The sequence below is a fragment of the Acinetobacter sp. YH01020 genome, assembly GCF_013420275.1.
GTDB classification, from domain to species: domain Bacteria; phylum Pseudomonadota; class Gammaproteobacteria; order Pseudomonadales; family Moraxellaceae; genus Acinetobacter; species Acinetobacter amyesii.
Map to the genome: position 1 here is coordinate 1 of NZ_VOYN01000021.1, position 19,576 is coordinate 19,576.

17 protein-coding genes are annotated in these 19,576 nt (G+C 42.3%); 11 read left to right on the plus strand and 6 right to left on the minus strand.

The window, feature by feature from the left end; all coding sequences use genetic code 11:
* Positions 1-544 precede the first annotated feature (544 nt).
* The 8 genes from FTT85_RS09540 (at position 545) to FTT85_RS09575 (ending at position 6,447) form a co-directional block, all read left to right on the plus strand.
* Positions 545-1,501, plus strand: a complete 957-nt coding sequence (locus FTT85_RS09540) for a VacJ family lipoprotein (protein WP_180090399.1) — start codon at positions 545-547, stop codon at positions 1,499-1,501.
* 98 nt (positions 1,502-1,599) lie between these two features.
* The gene (gene gigA, locus FTT85_RS09545; protein ID WP_180183420.1) at positions 1,600-2,568 is read left to right on the plus strand and encodes an RsbU family protein phosphatase GigA; all 969 of its coding nucleotides are present in this window, start codon (positions 1,600-1,602) and stop codon (positions 2,566-2,568) included.
* 112 nt (positions 2,569-2,680) lie between these two features.
* A complete protein-coding gene (gene gigB, locus FTT85_RS09550; protein WP_180183421.1) occupies positions 2,681-3,199 on the plus strand; it encodes an anti-anti-sigma factor GigB in 519 nt (172 codons plus the stop codon).
* A gap of 32 nt (positions 3,200-3,231) precedes the next feature.
* The gene (locus FTT85_RS09555; RefSeq protein ID WP_180183422.1) at positions 3,232-4,056 is read left to right on the plus strand and encodes a carbon-nitrogen hydrolase family protein; all 825 of its coding nucleotides are present in this window, start codon (positions 3,232-3,234) and stop codon (positions 4,054-4,056) included.
* Between the two features lie 95 nt (positions 4,057-4,151).
* Positions 4,152-4,577, plus strand: a complete 426-nt coding sequence (locus FTT85_RS09560; protein WP_111884709.1) for an organic hydroperoxide resistance protein — start codon at positions 4,152-4,154, stop codon at positions 4,575-4,577.
* 202 nt (positions 4,578-4,779) lie between these two features.
* Complete coding sequence (locus FTT85_RS09565) at positions 4,780-5,172, plus strand: DUF4951 domain-containing protein (RefSeq protein ID WP_180183449.1); 393 nt, start codon at positions 4,780-4,782, stop codon at positions 5,170-5,172.
* A gap of 181 nt (positions 5,173-5,353) precedes the next feature.
* A complete protein-coding gene (locus tag FTT85_RS09570; protein WP_180183423.1) occupies positions 5,354-5,779 on the plus strand; it encodes an organic hydroperoxide resistance protein in 426 nt (141 codons plus the stop codon).
* 164 nt (positions 5,780-5,943) lie between these two features.
* Positions 5,944-6,447, plus strand: coding sequence for an Imm26 family immunity protein (locus FTT85_RS09575; protein ID WP_180183424.1), 504 nt, complete (start codon positions 5,944-5,946; stop codon positions 6,445-6,447).
* A gap of 235 nt (positions 6,448-6,682) precedes the next feature.
* On the opposite strand, the gene gspE is transcribed toward FTT85_RS09575, so the two are convergent.
* Positions 6,683-8,170 (minus strand): type II secretion system ATPase GspE, encoded by a 1,488-nt coding sequence (gene gspE, locus FTT85_RS09580; protein ID WP_180171723.1) that lies wholly within the window; start codon positions 8,168-8,170, stop codon positions 6,683-6,685.
* Positions 8,171-8,270: 100 nt separating this feature from the next.
* On the opposite strand from gspE, the gene FTT85_RS09585 reads away from it, so the two are divergent.
* Both FTT85_RS09585 and FTT85_RS09590 read left to right on the plus strand, forming a co-directional pair.
* Positions 8,271-9,092 (plus strand): hypothetical protein, encoded by an 822-nt coding sequence (locus FTT85_RS09585; protein WP_078192622.1) that lies wholly within the window; start codon positions 8,271-8,273, stop codon positions 9,090-9,092.
* A 9-nt stretch (positions 9,093-9,101) separates the two neighbouring features.
* The gene (locus FTT85_RS09590; RefSeq protein ID WP_180065855.1) at positions 9,102-10,025 is read left to right on the plus strand and encodes a mechanosensitive ion channel family protein; all 924 of its coding nucleotides are present in this window, start codon (positions 9,102-9,104) and stop codon (positions 10,023-10,025) included.
* Between the two features lie 122 nt (positions 10,026-10,147).
* Here FTT85_RS09590 and FTT85_RS09595 read toward each other — a convergent pair whose 3' ends face one another.
* Positions 10,148-12,934, minus strand: a complete 2,787-nt coding sequence (locus FTT85_RS09595; RefSeq protein ID WP_180183450.1) for a DUF2339 domain-containing protein — start codon at positions 12,932-12,934, stop codon at positions 10,148-10,150.
* A 163-nt stretch (positions 12,935-13,097) separates the two neighbouring features.
* On the opposite strand from FTT85_RS09595, the gene polA reads away from it, so the two are divergent.
* Complete coding sequence (gene polA / locus FTT85_RS09600) at positions 13,098-15,863, plus strand: DNA polymerase I (RefSeq protein ID WP_180183425.1); 2,766 nt, start codon at positions 13,098-13,100, stop codon at positions 15,861-15,863.
* A 151-nt stretch (positions 15,864-16,014) separates the two neighbouring features.
* Here polA and FTT85_RS09605 read toward each other — a convergent pair whose 3' ends face one another.
* From FTT85_RS09605 to FTT85_RS09620, 4 genes are read right to left on the minus strand one after another with little or no spacing between them, the layout of a single operon-like run.
* The gene (locus FTT85_RS09605; RefSeq protein WP_180007241.1) at positions 16,015-16,578 is read right to left on the minus strand and encodes a YggT family protein; all 564 of its coding nucleotides are present in this window, start codon (positions 16,576-16,578) and stop codon (positions 16,015-16,017) included.
* A 27-nt stretch (positions 16,579-16,605) separates the two neighbouring features.
* Positions 16,606-17,436 (minus strand): pyrroline-5-carboxylate reductase, encoded by an 831-nt coding sequence (gene proC / locus FTT85_RS09610; RefSeq protein ID WP_180183426.1) that lies wholly within the window; start codon positions 17,434-17,436, stop codon positions 16,606-16,608.
* Positions 17,433-18,809 (minus strand): tRNA lysidine(34) synthetase TilS, encoded by a 1,377-nt coding sequence (tilS, locus tag FTT85_RS09615; protein ID WP_180183427.1) that lies wholly within the window; start codon positions 18,807-18,809, stop codon positions 17,433-17,435. Before tilS ends, proC begins: the two co-directional genes overlap by 4 nt.
* Positions 18,746-19,570, minus strand: a complete 825-nt coding sequence (locus FTT85_RS09620; RefSeq protein ID WP_111884716.1) for an acetyl-CoA carboxylase carboxyltransferase subunit alpha — start codon at positions 19,568-19,570, stop codon at positions 18,746-18,748. The genes tilS and FTT85_RS09620 overlap by 64 nt, the downstream gene beginning before the upstream one ends.
* Positions 19,571-19,576 lie beyond the last annotated feature (6 nt).

Sequence of the window (19,576 nt, forward strand, 5' to 3'; positions counted from 1 at the left end):
TTCAGTTTAAAATCAATAGTACATATAGTGTACCAATCTTGGCTCATCAATTACTGACAAAAATTTGCTCAAATAAACTTCGAGTAATTTCTACCATCAATCAATGAAAATAATTTCGATCGATCAACCAGTAAAAATCCACACAAGTTGTTCTTCATAATCTCTTAATGATCTTCTTGTTGGTTCGTCACCAGCAAGCTAGGTCGGCTATATTACTCTTTATTCCTAAAGAGTCAACTGGTAATTCAAATTATTTTTAAACTTATCAAATAAGACCTAACTCAATCAATTCAACCAAGTTATTGTTTTATCAGAAGTTTTAATCTTCATCACCGCCGATGGATGTGCATTCTACAGCATTTCAGGACCGTTGCAACACCTTTTTTAAAATAATTATTTTGAGCGCACATTTTTCACCCAAATTACATTTTTTCATTCATATTTTGATCAAATTTGGTTTAATAGTAATAAATCAGGATTATTTGAACGTTTTTACTTATTATACGGCAAACATTTTGCCGCGCTAAAAGCGTCAGGACTATATATGCGCCAAACTTCTTTTTTATATGCAGGATTATTGTCACTTGTCGTAACAACACCTGTATTTGCAAATGACGAGGCTTCAGCACCTGTTGCTCAAGACTCAGAAGCTGCCAATAAATCAAAAACGCAACAACTTGCGCATGCTGCGATGGTCAAGTCATCTGAAGTTGCAAAAAAATTATCTGTAAATGCCAATGCAGCACAATCAGAAGAAGATAAAGACCCTTTCCAGCCGATCAACCGGAAAGTTTACGCATTTAATGATTATTTAGATGTCCATATTGCCCGCCCTGCTGCTGTGCAATATGTCGCAAAAACCCCTAAGGATATACGTGAATCGTATCGTTTATTCCGTAAAAATTTGGGCGAACCTTGGAATGCATTTAACCAACTCATCCAAGGTCGACCGACACGTGCCGCAAAAAGTCTGGGGCGTTTTACTGTTAATACACTGACAACTTTAGGCTTTGCTGACCCTGCAAGCCGTCTGGGTCTAGAAACAGAAGATGAAAATTTTGGCGCGACTTTAGGTTATTACGGTATTCCTTCTGGTCCTTATATTGTTCTACCAGTGCTTGGTCCAAGCACATTGCGCCAAACCGTCGGTCTAGCAGTAGATAGTCAAGGACGTCCACAGAAATATATGCTTGATGGTCATGATGTGGCGTATTGGTCTGAGCAAACTTTACGTGGAATCGATACTCGCGCTCAATTACTGGATATCGAAGGTGTATTGCAAGGCGATAAATACGCTCAAATTCGTGATATTTATTTGCAACGCCTGAACTATTCTATTGCTGAGAAAAAAGGTATTGCTGAAGAAAACTTATTTATTGATGAAGAAGATGACGATATTGATGAATCTGAAGATAATTCAGTAGACGTTTCATCTGATGATTCTACCGATTTCATTGATGATAGCATTTCAGATGATACCGACACGGTAACAACTGAATAAATAAAATTTTTCAATTGGCTGGTGTGGTTTTTCCCTCCAGCCATCATTAGCTTGCTATAGTACACTTATTGTCTATCGAAGGATTCATCTAATTCTTTATGTATTTCATTCAACCTACTCGTGATATTCCATATTTAGATCAGGTACTTGATGCGCTTCCTAGCGTACAAATGATTAACATTGAAGATCTAGACTTGTATGATCCAACGATCATTGCAATTGCTGATGTTGCCGACTTTTTAAATCACCAATGGACACTTCCTACCATTGTGCTTGCTTTTGAGCATGAAGGTGCTGCATTGGCTCAAGCTTGGCAACAAGGCGCTTTAGCCGGATGGGTTTGGGATCATATCCCAACTAACCTTCAGGTGGCACTCACTAAAATTGATGCGCAATACAAACGCAATCAAGACAGCCGTGATCTCCCTTCTGCTGCAGATTTGCAAAAACGTTTACTGCCCAACCCGATTGAACTCCACAACTATAAAATTGAAACATTCTTCCAGCCTTCAGCCTATTTATCCGGTGATTGGTACGATTACTGGAAAATCAGCGATAAAGAAATCATGTTTTATCTCGCAGATGTATCTGGTCATGGGGTGACGAGTAGTTTACTGACCTCTTGGATGGCTGCTTTCCACGGTCGTTCAAAAACCCCGAGAGAACTCATCAAAAAGCTCAATGGCATGTTGGTTCAAGAAAATATTGAAAAGCACATTACCATGATTGCGGGGATACTCAATCTCGATACACATGTCTTGAAATGGTCTAGTGCAGGCCATTATCCTCCGGCCATTTTACTTGAACCCGGTCTTCCCGCACGAATTTTAAATACCAGCAGCTTCCCACTCGGCTTAACTGAAGACCTAGAAGTGGAAGAGTTTGAATTTACCTTAAATCGTTATTCGCGCTTTGTAATTTGCTCGGATGGCGCACTTGAACCTTTTGACGGTGGATTGAATGAACAGCTAGGTCAATTGGTTTATCACTTGCAAAATCAATCATTTCAAGCACCAGACCATGTTGCTGACGATATTGCCATCCTAAGTTTACGTCGAATCAATTAATCACGAAATCAATTACTTAAACCGAATACGACTTTCTGATCATACTCGGCTACTTGAGTAAGCTGTGCCCCTATGGGATAATTTACTATCCTTCTCTGCAAATGGCATTTATATGTCAACAGGTCATGTTGAATATGCAAGCTTGAACGGAACGCATATTTTTAAGCTTATTGGCGAAGTGCGTGCCCAATCTTGTATTAGTCTAGACAAGTTATTAAACAAAATTGAACAGCAACAAAATGTCGTCGGTGCAATCGTTGATTTAACCCAAACGACATTTATCGATAGTACTGTTCTTGGCATTTTGGCGAAACTGGGTTTGAAGCTCAAACAAGTTCACCATATCCAAGCGGTAATGTTGTCTACAAACTCTGATATCACAACGCTTGCCAATAGCATGGGTTTAGGTCAAGTGTTTGTTATTTTGAATTATTGTGGTGATCCAAGTGTATGCACTCGCGCACTTATGGAAGAACACATTACCCATAGCAATATGCTGAATACGGTTTTAGATGCACACAAAACGCTGATGAAACTAAATGATAGCAACCAAAATATGTTTGAGCCTTTGGTCAAACAACTGCAAAAAGAGCAGGAAAATCTAGATCAACCTAAACAGCAAAATGTCTAATTTAGGTTAACCACAACAGAGCCCCTCTTCGCATGACTTTACTTTCCGTTGCACAAATGAATTCTCAAAATGACATTGAAGATAACTTCAAAGTCATCGAATCATTGATGCAACAAAGTCAGGCTCAAGGTGCGAGTCTCATTGTATTTCCCGAAAATTTTGTCTGCTTTGCCGCAGGTAAACAACGCGAAACCGCAGCGCAATTTGCAAGTATTCAGCAGCGACTAGAACAACTCGCACATCGGTACCAACTTTGGATTGTTGCGGGCACACTCCCATGTCCTTATCGTCCAGATGGCTCGATCATTCAAGATGGTCGCGTCCGTACTGTCAGCCTATGTATCAGCCCTGAACGCACCGAAGCACGTTATGACAAAATTCATTTATTTGATGTGCAAGTTGGTGACGCTGTCGGTGGCTATCAAGAATCAAAATTCTTTGAACCTGGTACTGAAACCGTAGTTGCAAAAACACCTTTTGGCAATATTGGCCTGATGGTGTGCTACGACTTGCGCTTTCCTGAACTGGCTTTGAAACTTCGTAGCCAAGGTGCAAACATTTTAACGGCGCCTGCAGCTTTTACTTATACCACGGGTGAAATGCACTGGCAGTTGTTACTGCAAGCTCGTGCCATGGATAGTCAATGTGCTGTATTAGGTGCCGCACAACAAGGCTGGCATGGTGAAAAGCGTCAAACTTGGGGTCATGCTGGAGCAAGCAACAGCCGTGGTCAAATTTTAGCAATCACCGCAGAAGAAGGCGCTCAACTACTCACAGTTCCTTTTGACTTAGACGAGCAGCAACAGATTCGCGCATCAATGCCACTGATGCAGCACCGTGTTTTGGTTCAATATTGATTTTCACTCTGTATAAAATTACAAAAAAACTGAATATTATTTAAACAAAATCCCCCACGATATGATTTTGAACCATCATCTGAGGGATTAGAAAAATGACTTTAGAAAAAGCAGTTTATACAGCCCATGCAAAAGCCACTGGTGGTCGTGATGGTCGTGCAACGACGTCCGATGGGCATTTAGATGTTCAATTGGCGGTGCCGAAAATTATGGGGGGTACAGGTAATGGTACAAATCCCGAACAACTCTTCGCCGCTGGTTATTCAGCCTGTTTTTTAGGTGCAATGAAATTTGTGTCTAACCGAGATAAAATTTCGATTACCCCTGCTGCCTACGTCGAGGGTGATGTTGGTATCGGCCCTATTCCAACAGGATTTGGTATTGAAGTGACGCTTAATATTCATCTTGAGGGTATGGATGCAAGCGAGGCACAGAAATTGGTCGATGCTGCACATATTGTTTGCCCCTATTCAAATGCGACCCGAAACAATATTAATGTCACTTTAAATGTTTTGACTTAAATCCATTTGTACCTATCTATACAAAGCACTGTTTTAATTCCTTATAAAATAGTGCTTTGAGTTTTTTAACCTCTACACATCTACAGCTGAGCTCAAAATAAAGCCTTATCCATTTCCAATGCATTTAAATATTCTTATTCAACTACCAAAACCTTGCTAAAATATATAACGATTATTATTTACATTCATTTGTTGATCTATGATGCTTAAACCTCTCCTTATCAGTACGTTGCTACTCAGCGCATCCACACTCAGTTTTGCTGAATTAACCCTGTCTGAAAAAGTCCATCCTCAAATTAAATCCTTGGTCAATCCAGATATTCAACGTCTTGCGCTACCACCAACACCGAACAACATGTCTTTACCTGCCTATGGTCAAGGCATCATTGGTTGGGGTACAGGCCCAGAAGGTGCAGCAGCGCGCTTAGCCAATATCAGCAAAGCCGATGTTGAAAAGCTTAAAACTCAAGATGTCAATTTAGAGATGGTTCAAACTTGGCAAAAGTTTTATGAAAATGAAACGCAGCGCAATGCAGGTAACCCAACCGCGCCCATTCGTGCTGAATTGATGAAGAAAATTGCTGAACTTTGGTAAGTTTAATCAAAGTATTATTCATTGATGGGCCTAGCCGTCAATGAACACCCCCCTCTTCACTTCTAACATTTCGCCTCCGCACTTTAAAGTTATACTTTAGCGCTTTACACAATCCCTGCTTATTCTTTATCCATTTTCAGACAGGATAGTCACTCCCTCCAACATATGCAGAGAATAAAAAATGTCCTTAGAAAAAGTGGTATATACAGCACATGCAAAAGCAGCTAGCGGCCGTGATAGCCGAGCAACTTCATCTGACGGTATATTAGATATTCAACTGAAAGTGCCTACGGAAATGGGTGGCGCAGGCGGCGGGATAAACCCTGAACAGCTTTTTGCTGCGAGTTATTCTGCATGTTTCTTAGGTGCTATGAAATTTGTGGCTAACCGTGATCATTTAAACATCACACCTGATGTGTATGTGGAAGGTGATGTCGGTATCGGTCCTATTCCAACAGGTTTTGGCATTCAAGTGACTTTAAATATTCATTTGGAAGGTCTAGAGCAAAGTGAGGCGCAAAAACTGGTTGATGCTGCACATATTGTTTGCCCATATTCAAATGCGACACGTGGCAATATTGATGTGACGCTGAATGTGATTGTTTAATTTTTATCGCTGAATGTTCAAAAAATAAAAAGGCTGATATGTATTTGCATATCAGCCTTTTTGATGATTGCACGCTAAGTCCAATTTCACATAAGAGATGTATGCTAAATGGGATATGATTAAATTTTTTCCACAAAATATTGGAAAAAATACAGGATTAAATAATGGCTAGAGTAATCACAAAAATTGGCGATGTGTTTTCTGTTAAATTAGATAATAGAAGAAAAAAATACTTCCAACTTATTGCCTTTGATTCAACTCAATTAAATAGTGATGTTATCAGAGCATTTAAGAAAGTTTATTCACATGATATCACGCCGAATATATCGGATATTGTGAATGGTGAAGTAGAGTTTTATTCACATTGCGTTACTAAATCTGGTATCAAAATGAAACTATGGGAGAAAGTTGGTAATTCAGCCGAAGTAGGTGATATCACTAAAATATTGTTTAGAGATACCAATGATTATGGTGCAGGACCAGGTGAGGAAATAATCAGAATATCTAATAATTGTTATGTGTGGCATATTAATAAGGATTTTATAGATGTCGGAAGTTTGATAGGCGAAAACCAAAAGGCAGAAATAGGTGTAGTTATAAATCCTTATGCAATAGTGGAACGCTTGAAAACAGGAAAATATAATTTCGTATATCCTGAATTTGAATAGGCTTTGTTGCATAGTGTGCCGGCTCAAACTTGAGCTGATATTTGCTTAAGATTGTCAGGTTAAATGTGAGCTAATACAACTTAAGCAAAAAAAAGACCAATCATCACCAATTGGGCTTTTTTAATGCTTTATTTCGTTCCACGATTAATGCTTAATCAATGTTCCACGATTTTAATGAGGTAAAGTAAACAGCACTCTCAGCTATTAGTGATGAAAAAAATGAATATTTCTCTCATCACTCCGCGGCTTCATTGGTTACACGTAAAACTTCTTCTATCGTGGTTTTACCTGCCAAAACTTTACGCAATCCATCATCACGAATTGAACCCGCATTTGCACGTACATGATTTTCCAACTCAAACTCAGCAGCATTACCATGAATGAGGCGACGTGTTTGCTCATCAATCGGGACGATTTCATAAATTGCGGTACGCCCTGTAAATCCAGTATGCGAGCATTGTTCGCAGCCTTTAGGTTGTGGCAATTTTAATTCGGCCGATGCATCGAGATGCTTAAATAAGTCTTTTTCAAAATCATCGGCATCATGCCAAGTCGCACAGTGACGGCACAAGGTTCGAACCAAACGCTGCGCCACCACACCGATCAATGAGCTTGAAAGTAGAAAGGGTTCAATCCCCATGTCTTTAAGACGGGTCACCGCACCGATTGCTGTATTGGTATGCAGCGTTGAAAGTACCAAGTGGCCTGTTAATGATGCTTGTACTGCAATTTCAGCAGTTTCTAAATCACGAATCTCCCCGACCATCACTACATCTGGGTCTTGGCGAAGCATGGCTTTTAATGCACGAGCAAAGGTCATATCCACTTTGGTATTGACCTGCGTCTGCCCGATCCCTTCAAGTTGATACTCAATTGGATCTTCCGCAGTCAAAATATTTTTTGAACCATCATTTAGATCAGACAATGCCGCATATAAGGTGGTGGTTTTACCCGAACCCGTTGGTCCCGTAACCAAAATAATGCCATGCGGACGATGTACCAGTTGTTTCAATCGATCATAGTCATGCTGCATCAAGCCCAAATGGGTCATGTTTAAACGCCCAGCTTGTTTATCGAGTAAACGCATCACCACACGTTCACCATACGAAGAAGGTAAGGTTGATACACGAACATCGACTTCACGGCCCGCCAAACGTAGTGAAATACGACCATCTTGTGGAATTCGCTTTTCTGCAATATCGAGTTTGGCCATGACTTTGATACGTGACACCAACAGTGGCGCAAGTTCACGACGTGGCTGCACAATTTCACGTAACTGACCATCGACACGTAAGCGGACAGACAGCTTTTTTTCAAAGGATTCGATATGAATATCCGAAGCACCGACACGGATCGCTTCCGACAATAAGGCATTGATTAAGCGTACAATCGGTGCATCATCTTCCTGATCCATCAGATCTTCAGCTTCTGGCACAGAGTCCGCAAGGCTGAGTAAATCAGGATGATCTTCCAGACCCGCTGCAACTTGTTGAGACTCACCGGTGTCTCCGGCAAAGCTTGCACTGAGTAATTGATTAAACTCTTGCTCACTACATAATTGATATTGTGCAGGATGCCCTAAAAAGCGACGTGCTTCTTGTAAAGCCAACAGTGGCGTGCTGTCACGACGCACAATAAAAGCTTGATCACCCTCATATCGAAGCAATACGCCATGACGTTTGGCAAAACTATATGGTATTTGTAATTGTTTAAGTACTTGCATCACGCATTATAATGATGAAAAAAGTTGTTTTGAGTGTACTCTAAGCATCTGACAGCGTGAAGTCTGTTTTTAGGATTTATCAGGACAAGGGATATACGCATTGCCATTAGAAAATGATTTGACTGAAAAGGAATCCCCAAAACGTAAATGGTGGGGGGAATATCAATTTGAACTGAATCACCCGCGCAGTTGGCAGTTTGGGTCTTTATTGTTCCGTGTGACGCGCGGCATGCAAGAGTGGCGTATGGAATACCATCGCCCAACCTTTCAGTTTGACTATGAGCAACAATGGCATCCGATACAAGACCCTGAATTTGGTTTTCCACAGCCCATTAAAATGGAACGCTATATGTTCCGCCAAACACATGACAAAATTCAAATCATGCCACGTTTGGCAGATCGGTCTGTGGTGATTAAACCGGTCGATCCGATTTATATTCCAGCCGGACAGCGCGGAACGCTATATATCAGCACACCGCTTTGGATTGCTGGTTTTGTCGAAGGTCTTAGAGAACCCTTGTTTGATATACCTGTTATTCTACCAAAAGATACCTGGTTTGGTCCGAATCATCGAATGGGTGAAATTTGCTATGCCACGGCAGTCGATGGTCGTACAGAACTCAAACAACTCAAACCTCGTGCTTTTCGTGCAGTAACCCCTATTGAGTTTCATAACGTGAGTAATCAACAGATTCGTTTTGACCGTATGAATGTCCCTGTACCGGCTTTGCCATTATTTTATAGTGAAAGTACAGGACGTTTATGGACTTCACAAATTCGAGTCGTGCATGAAGGTCATGACAAACCGCCGCGGGTCAAAATTGAAAACCGTACACCGCCACAAGCAGGTGACGTGATTTATCTGCATCCGCCACGCGAGTCAGCCAATGTGCTGTTCAATATGTTTGATTCATTTTTCTAAGGGCGAGCCATGGCAGATTTAAATATTTCGACAGAAATTACCAGCAGCCTAAAAGGAATGGTCGCCAATCTTAATACCGATCGGCTGACGGAATTATTGGTGGCTGTTTTACTGGCAGTCATCGGCTTTTTGATTGCACGTTTTATCTCGAATACCTTTATTCGTACTGTGGGTATGCGTTTCAATGCCCATCAACAGTTGGTTTGGCGTCGCGGGATTTTCTATTTCATCTTTATCATCTTTGTGATGGCCAGTTTAAAAGAAGCCGGCTTTAAACTCAGCGTCTTCTTGGGTGCAGCAGGTATTTTAACGGTCGCACTGGGTTTTGCCTCGCAAACGTCCGCATCCAACCTGATCAGCGGGATGTTCTTGATCGGTGAAGGTTCTTTTGAAGTTGGTGATACCATTCAATTGACACTGATTCGTGGGCATACCATTGAAGGTGAAGTAATCTCGATTGATTTACTGTCGGTCAAATTACTCACGCAGGACAATGTCTATGTCCGTTTGCCGAATGAACAACTGATTCGGGCACCTGTACATAACCTGTCTAAGTTTCCAATACGGCGTATTCCAATTACCCTTGCAATTAACTTTCATGAAGACATCATCAAAGTCCGTGAAGTTCTATTAGATGCCGTTAGTAAATATCCATTGGTCTTGGCCGATCCTAAACCTGCCGTGACCGTCACTGCCTTTCGTGAATCTTCCATTGAGCTGCTTTTTGCTATTTGGTGTCAAAGAGAGAATTTCCTGAAAGTCCGTGATGAAATGCAGGAACGGATTCGTAATGCCTTTGTCGAAAATAAAATTGAAATCCCAGTCCCGAAAATGGGTTTTGTTGACCACCCGCTTTCTACACAAGCAAGCGATGCCGACGTCGATCAATATGCCAATGCACAAGAGATCCAACGAGAACCTCAACTCAAATAATGGTCTATCGACTTGATATAAAAAGCCCTGCATATCATCAAATGTGCAGGGCTTTTTTATCATCCACTTTTTATAGCCATCGACCTATACGGCTTAGTGATCTAGTACCGTTAAAAATTTCATCATGGTTCAATCTTGTCATTCGGCATGGGCGCAATATAGGCGATCAAAAGCATGGCAAAACCTGCGGCCATAAATGAAATCACTCGCATGAGAGTGCCGACATGAGATAAATCCAGCAAGACCAATTTCAACGTCACCAAGACCAAAATACTGCCACCAAGTAGCCAAACTGAACGTAATTGGCGCTGAGTGGCAAAGCGCATACTCACCAAAGCCAATAACACCCACAGCATAGTAAAACTCAGCTGAATGGTCGCATCGCTCCAAATGTCTAAACTGTTATAAGGCGTATCCAGATATATATATAAGGCGCGGAGCACAACGTAGCTACTTAACCAAAGTAGCCCAAGAACACTCAACACGGCAGCCAAGCTACGATCTAAACCGGCTTTTAACTGTTGATTCAACATCCATAAAAAAGCCGCTAACAACAGCAAACTCACTGCATCAAAAGGATTCAGTATCGGCAAGACATATCCCACAAAGGCCTGCTGACTAAATAATTGCGAACTAATGATCCAACTTAAAGCCAAAAACAAACTGCTACGCGCTTGCCAAAACATTTTCCAGGCCGGTTGCTGCGCTTGCCAATAACACCATGCACAAAATATCAGCGGCAAAATTACCACACTGATATACGGCATACTGGGTATCAGCGTCAGACTGGTCCAGGCCAAGCTGCTCAAAATTCCGAAACTGACCCATTCTTTCTCTTCAAGCACACCGAGTAATGGTCGTAGCCAAAGCAGCGTCAAGCTCAGCCCAGCGAATGCAAAATAAATCTGCGCCATCGTTGAATGCCAAAGTAACTGACCGTTCTCACTCACTGAAATAACTTGGTACAGCCCCATCACATAAACAGGCACTAGACCCGTCCACTTAATGATGGACCAACTCCACGAAGCTTTTCGTTTTAACAAGCCTTCATTCACCACCAGATAAGCCACACTAACGATCAATAGACTCAAGGCCAATTGATGGCTAGTCTGCAGCCAATCTAAGAGCAACATGATGAACATGGTGGTTGCTGAGAGCATTTGCACACATTGAAAGGCAATACTCGAACTTGAAAGCTGTTTATGAAATGCAGGAACAGCATGCGTCACGATAATGGCCACCAAATAGCTTAAACACACGCCCCAATACATCTGTGCAGGGAAATGTGGCAGTTGAACCAAATAGTACAGACTTGAACAACCCGCCATCACCAAGAGCGCCATGCCTAAATAACGGCTGATATTGGACTGCTTGTATAGGGCGTATATAAATATCAACGCACCTTCAACTGCCCAACCAACCACACTCCACTGCTCTTTCAATACTATCGGTGGAATCAATGCCAAGAATATTAAGGTCAAACTCAAATAACTTTGTGCAATCAGTGGGATCACAGCACTACGTTTACTGATGATATACAGTACGGCAAAAAGCGCTGCGAATAGCAAGCTATACCCCGCCTGCCATACCGTTTCCTCAAAATACATCAAATACAATGCTAGATAAGCAAGCACTGGTGCGGCAAAAATCAGTGCAATATCCAAGGCAGGTTTAAGCTGAAAATGCGCAAGATCTTGTTTCGCCAATAACTGGCTAAAACGAAAACCGAGCCAAATAAAAATCGCAGCGTGGGCTAAAACCAGCACGCTCATCATCTGACGTTCGGTGGTGTATCCGTGGTAAAAAGCATATCCACCACCCATAATCACCGTCATCAAAAATGCGATTTGATTCAGATATTTCCACGGTCTTAAAGTACTCATGACTGCAACAGCAATATTAATCACAAGATAATAGGCAATAAATTCCGTTGCAGTTGCATCACGAACAGGCAAGGTAAATGGCGCAAGATAGGCGATCAGCATTGCCATGATCGCCAGTTCAACTGACTGTTGTTTCAAACTGAGCCAAATCGTCAATGCCATAAGCACTGCATACAGTACACAGGCTATGCCAAAGCCCGCAATCACGGCATTGTAATAGGCAAAAAATAAGGTCAAAAACAGCGCTGCAAGACCCAAACCTTCTAGCGCCAAGGCAAAACTTCGATTTTTGGCTTGCAGCCAATATCCTAGTCCGACAACACCAGCACTGATCAAACTCACAATCAACAGCTTCATGGCCAAGCTAAGTTGCCAATGCTCTGTGGCAAATCTGAGTAATAGCACCACGCCAATCACCAAGACCAGTACCGCCACTTTTAACACGGGATTGCCTTGGAAAAGCCATTGCTGAATTTGACTAGATAGATTTGGCGCAGACTTGGATGGTGTATTAGAAGGCGTTGAATTGAATGTTGCCTGATGTCTAACTGTACCGATTGCCGTCTCGGGATGTACAGATGGTGTATCGTCAGAATCAAAATTTTCAGGACGGTCTATTGTCGACGCTGATATTGAAGTAGCCGTTTGACTGGACTGCGACTGAAGCTCACGTCCTTGCAATAGATGCAGCTGACGTTCTAATCGTTTCAGCCAACACAGAAAAAAATAAACCCACAGGCTAATCCCGATCGCAACCAAGTATCCCAATTCTGTTAACAGTCCGACAACAGTTAGTAGCGATGCAATATATAATGGAACCTTTGATGTCAATTGAAATAGTTGTTTTGATGAGCTCAGTGCATCAGCGCCGTGCTGTAAATCATCGACATAATTCATCACACTGAGCATAAAACCGATGCCACTGATATAACTCAGGATACGGACATCTAAGTACCATGCCCCGATCCCTACCAAGATCAACGTCATCAACCAAATCATCTTGATTTCATTATTCTGTTTCAGCATACCTGCTTCGTCATTTTCCTGAATGTTTTGATGATACATGAGCCTGACCGATGGATTAAAACTATTCATCAGTGATTCGGTAAGTTACATATACAATCTAGACTCAGCGTACGGGCAAAAAATCACGTACAATAAAACCGTTTTTAGGATTAGGAAATTATCAATGCCACCATTTGTCTTGGTCGATGGCTCATACTTTTTATTTCGTGCTTACCATGCACTGCCACCATTAACCACTTCAACCGGTTTGCATACCAATGCAATCCGAGGTGCCATTTCTGCCATCCAAAAATTAATGCGTCGTATCCAACCGACGCACATGGCCGTTATTTTCGATACACCTGAACCAACCTTCCGTCATGAATTGTCCCCAATTTATAAGGGTGACCGTCCAAGCATGCCTGAAGAATTATCACAACAAATTCCATATCTTCATGCGTTAATTCGTGCTCTAGGGATTCCACTACATATGTTGCCAGGTGCTGAAGCCGATGACATTATCGGTACATTAGCCAAGCGCGCTGAAGCAGCCGGTCATCAAGTTTTGATCTCCACTGGTGACAAAGACATGGCGCAGCTCGTTACTGAGCGTGTCACTTTAGAAGACAGCTTCAAAGACAAACCGATGGACGTTCAAGGTGTTTTTGAAAAATTTGGGGTGTGGCCGAATCAAATCATTGACTACCTCACGCTGATGGGCGATGCCTCTGATGGTATCCGTGGTGTACCCGGTGTTGGCGCAAAAACGGCAGCGAAACTTTTAACCGAGTACGGCTCGATTGGCGGCATTTTAGAAAATGTCGACAGTATTAAAGGTAAAGTCGGTCAAAACATTAAAGACAATGTCGAAGGGATTGCTCTTGATCACCAATTGGCGAGCATCGTTTGTGACCTCGACATGGGCCTTAAATACGAAGATTTGAAACTTGCCGACCCAAATATTCCAGCACTGCGTGATTTATATACGGAACTAGAATTCCGTAACCAACTGCAGTCTTTAGATCATCCGAACAACCCCAATGGTGCAACCTACAAACAAACAGCCAAAGCCATCAACACCAAGGCGACTGTAGCCAATGCACCTGAAGTTGAAGATCAAGCGGACAAAACCAGTGTTGATGACTTACTTGGTGAAGCACGTTATCACACGGTATTGACTCAAGAAGATTGGGATGTGTTATTTAAACGTCTAAATACTGAAAAGCGTTTTGCCTTTGATACTGAAACCACTAGCCTCGACTACCGCGTGGCACAGATTGTGGGTTTCTCAGTGGCTTTAGATGCACATGATGCCTATTACGTGCCGCTTGCGCATGATTATGAAGGTGCGCCTCAACAACTTGATCGCGACACGATCCTGAATCAACTCAAACCTTTACTTGAAGATAATGACGTACAAAAAATTGGTCATCATCTCAAATATGATGCACATGTCTTAGAAAATCATGGCATTCATTTGGCAGGTTGGTATTTCGATACCATGTTGGCCTCTTATGTCCTTAACTCTGTGGCAACTCGTCATGGAATGGATGACGTCGCACGTTTGTATTTAAGTCATCTCACAACGACGTTCGAACAAGTGGCGGGCAAAGGTGCAAAACAAAAAACCTTTAACCAAATTGAGCTTGAAACGGCAGCCCATTATGCCGCAGAAGATGCCCATGTGACCTATCGTCTATATGAAGTACTCGATAAGAAGTTACAAGCTCACCCGGAGCTGATCAATATTTTGCACAATATTGAAATGCCTGTTGCTCGTGTTCTAACCTCTATGGAAGAAAACGGCATTGAATTGGATATGAACTTCCTCGACCAACTCGGTGTGGAATTTGCCAATACCATTCAAAATTTAGAAACAGAAATTACCGATCTTGCGGGTCAAAGCTTCAATGTCAGCTCACCAAAACAAGTGGGTGAGATTCTGTTTGATAAATTAGGTTTAAAAGGCGGTAAGAAAACTTCTACAGGTCAGTACAGTACCAGTGAAAGTGTGTTAGAAAAAATCGACCATCCGATTACTGATTTAATTTTGGAATATCGTGGTCTCTCTAAACTGAAAAGCACTTATACCGATGGTCTGTTAAAACAAGTGAATAATGACACACATCGTGTGCATACCAGTTACCACCAAGCGTTAACGGCTACAGGTCGTTTGTCATCCACAGATCCAAACTTGCAAAACATTCCTGTCCGTGAAGATATTGGACGTCAAATCCGTAAAGCCTTTATTGCACCTGAAGGTCGCATTTTATTGGCAGCCGATTATTCGCAAATCGAATTACGTTTAATGGCGCATTTCTCGCAAGATCATGCATTGGTCGATGCCTTCAATCATGGGCAAGATGTACATAAACGTACTGCGGCAGAAGTTTTGGGCATTCCACTCGATGAAGTGACCAGCAACCAACGTCGTCAAGCCAAAGCGGTGAACTTCGGCCTGCTCTATGGTATGTCTGAATTTGGTTTGACCCGTCAGTTGGGTTTCACTCGAGAAGAGTCGCGTAACTATATTGGTAAATACTTCCAACGCTACCCTGGTGTTTTGGAATATATGGAACGTACTCGCCAAGTCGCACGTGAACAAGGTTTTGTGGAAACCATTTTAGGTCGTCGTCTGTATACACCGGACATTATGGCGAACAACAAAATGGTGAAACAAGGCGCTGAACGTGCAGCGATTAATGCGCCGCTACAAGGTTCTGCGGCAGATATTATTAAATTGGCTATGATTGCAGTCGATAAAATCTTACCGAAAGATCAAGCCAAAATGTTACTGCAAGTACACGATGAATTGGTGTTTGAAGTTGATGCTGCAATTGCCGACGAACTCTCTGCCCAACTGACTGAAGTGATGCAATCTGTGTTGAAAATTTCCGTTCCACTGATTGTGGAAGTCGGTCAAGGTAATAACTGGGACGAAGCACACTAATTCATTCACGCCTTTCTCCCTCTAGGAGGAAGGTTGGATGGAGGTGAGATGTTTATTAGTTAGTATAAATATCTTGTTTTACACCTCATATTAAATCCACAAAAAAAGGACGCCTCGGCGTCCTTTTTAATTTAACTCGTCTTAGCTCAGATTAAAGACCAGTCAATAATGCAATTGCGACTTGCTTCATAATGGTTTCCGCAACCAACAATGCCAAAATCGCAAAAATTGGTGACAAGTCAATCATCCCCATATTTGGAAGAATACGACGGAATGGTGCAAGTAGCGGTTCTGCCAATTCTTGAACCACTTCAATATAAGGCGAACGTGACTGGCTAAACATCACGACCCAACTCAAAATAATCGATGCAATAATTAAGTAACGACAGAAACGGATTAAATCCTGAATCATGGTCACAAAGGTCATAATGATCAGATGGAATGGACTATTCACTGCCACGCCAGACAAATACATCAAACCAAACATTTTTAACAAATACAGAATCACCACCAACACCAAAGCTGCAGTATTCACTCGACCTTTGGCCAAAGTTGGGAAAATTCGGCTAAAGATATCGACAATTTTTGTTGCTTTTGCTGTTGCCAAAACCACAGGGTTATATGGACTCACGGCAGCAAGCTGCATTAAAAAACGGAAAAATACGAGCAAAATTGCAACGTTAATAATGATTCCAAAAATTTGAGCAGAGCCCATACTTGAACTTTCCTAAATCTAATCGAATTATTTAGTGCTTTCACTTAACACTTGGGCCAACTCTTGGCTACGCTTTTGCGCTGCGGCTAATGCGGCCTGAATATTTTGTGAAATTTGAGCACGATCAAATACTTCAATCGCAGCTTGTGTGGTGCCGTTTGGAGAGGTTACATTTTTACGTAACTCCGCAGGACTGTTGGCACTGGTAATTGCCATTTGTGCGGCACCTAATGCAGTTTGCAAGGTTAATGCTGTAGCTACTTTTTCATCCAAGCCCATGTTTTTACCTGCACGGATCATACTTTCCATCATATAGAAAAAGTATGCAGGACCTGAGCCAGAAACAGCTGTTACCGCATCAATTTGCGCTTCTGAGTTTACCCAAAGTGTTAAGCCAGTTGAAGCCAAAACTTGACTTGCAAGATCACGATCTTCAGCCGAAACCGCTTCACCTGCATATAAGCCATGCGCACCGGTTTGAACTAAAGCCGGTGTATTTGGCATGACACGAACAATACGCTCTGTGCCTAATAGTTTTGAAATCGTTGCAATTTCTGCACCTGCAACAATTGAAATCACCAACTTCCCTTCTAGCAAACCTTGTAATGGTGCCAAAACTTCTGCCAACACCTGAGGTTTAACGGCAAAAAGAACAATATCCGCATCTCGAATTGCTACAACATTATCATCCGTCACATGCAAATCTTTTTCAGCCAGAAGCTCACGTACTTTTTCTACGGGATCTGAAACTGTAATACGTGTAGTCGGGACACCACGTGCAATCAGGCCACCAATTAAAGCCTGTGCCATGTTGCCACCACCAATGAAACTGATATTACAATTTAGAATTGCGCTCATGATTGAAGATCCGATATTGCAGATTTAGCGTTAAGAGATAATGTTGGTTGCCAGCCAGCTTGAGTACAAAATTCAGACTGCGCCAACCAAAAGCCCTGAGGCGTAAAGACGCCTAGCATAACATTATCTCGGCTTAATATTTGAATAGTATGACGTCGCCATGGAAAAATTTGCGCCTGCTGAATGGCTTTTTTCAACGGCCAACTTCCAACACGACCATATAAATGAATTTTTTCTCCGCCAAGACGTGGGCGAATCTGGAGTTGCTGCCCCAATAATTCTGGTGATAAGCCAACCTCTGAGGGTTGAATTACAAAATGACCGGCAGGCAACTTGAGGCACTGACCTACAACACAAGTTACAACCTCAACCTCTTGAATGGGTTTAGTTGGCAGATATTCCGCTTTGGCAATCCGATGAAGTTGCTGTTGAAAGCGCAGATAATAAAATCCATTCCAGTGTAATGCCGCTTGCGAGTCTTCGCGTGAGCCAATCACTTCTGAAAATAAACGCTGTACCATTTCAAAACTTGGACGATATTGCCCCTCACCTTTCATCCAGTGCGATAACAACTGACGCTGACGTGCCTGACTGAGCTGTTGTAAAGCAGCCAAAGATAACATTTGCGATGAACCACAGGCCGCTAAATCTTGCTGCAACACCTCATATAAAATTTCATCAGCATCTTGCATCAAGTAACTGGTTCGGCTCAGAGCTTGCTGCATTTTAGGAAATCGCTCACTGAGTAATGGCCACAAAATTTCACGACTCCACGCGCGGTCATAGTCAGTATCAAAATTGGTGAGATCTTGAATATTTTGCACATGTAGCTGTGCTGCCCATTGGCAAATTTGCTCACGTGAAAGATCCAATAGCGGACGCCATAATGTAAAATCTTCACGTACATCGAATTTTTTCATCGCAGCAAGGCCATGGACACCAGTACCTGAAAGTAGCCGCAACATCAATGTCTCCGCCTGATCTTGCTGATGATGTGCGAGTACCAATATTTCATCTGCTTGTAAATGTTGGGCAAAGGCTTGATAGCGGGCCGAGCGTGCTTGATTTTCAAGATTACCTTGCGCAACCTGAACTTTTTGTATGATGAATGGCAAATTCAGCGCTTTACATTGAGCACGTACAAATTCGCCCCAAGCATGACTACACGCTTGTAATTGGTGATCAATATAAATCACCCGTATCTTTTCAGGGCACAAAAACGACATAAGATGCAGCAGCAACATGGAGTCCATGCCACCACTACATCCTATTAAAAATCGGCTTTGCTCAGGCAGCGCCTGAATTTGACTTAAGCAATCAGCCCTAAATTGTCGCTGCCAAACTTCATTAAACGCTGGTAACGCGCTTCGCATCGTTCGTTTGCATCCATTGGTTGCAGTTCTTCTAGAGCTTGCTTCAAGACCACTTTCAAATCCTGCATGACTTTTTCAGGGTTTAAATGTGCGCCTTCCGCTTCATCCACCACGTATTCCACAATGCCCATCTTCTGCAATTTATCTGCCGTCAATGCTAATGCTTCACTTGCTTGCTCTGCTTTTTCTGCAGTTTTCCACAAAATAGATGCACAGCCTTCCGGTGAAATTACTGAATAAATACTGTGAGATAGCATAATCACACGGTCAGCTACGCCAATACCGAGCGCACCACCCGAACCACCTTCACCCAATACCGTTGCCACTACAGGCACTTTAAGTGAAGAAAGCTGAGCTAAGCTAGTTGCAATCGCTTCGGCCTGACCACGCTCTTCTGCACCCACACCTGGGTACGCACCCATGGTATCAATAAAGGTAAAGACTGGCAGATTAAAACGCTCGGCCATATCCAATAAACGCTGTGCTTTACGGTAACCTTCGGGGTTACTCATACCAAAATTATGTTGTAATTTTTCACGTGTACTACGACCACGGTGCTGACCTACAATCATCACAGGCTGACCATCTAAACGAGCCAAACCACCAATCATCGCGCCGTCATCACCAAATAGGCGGTCACCGTGCAAAGCATCGAACTCTGTAAAAATTTCGCCAACATAATCCAAAAACTGCGGACGTTCAGGATGACGTGCGATCTGAACCGTAGTCCAGGCTTTAGATTGAGCTGCTTTATTTTTCATAGGTCG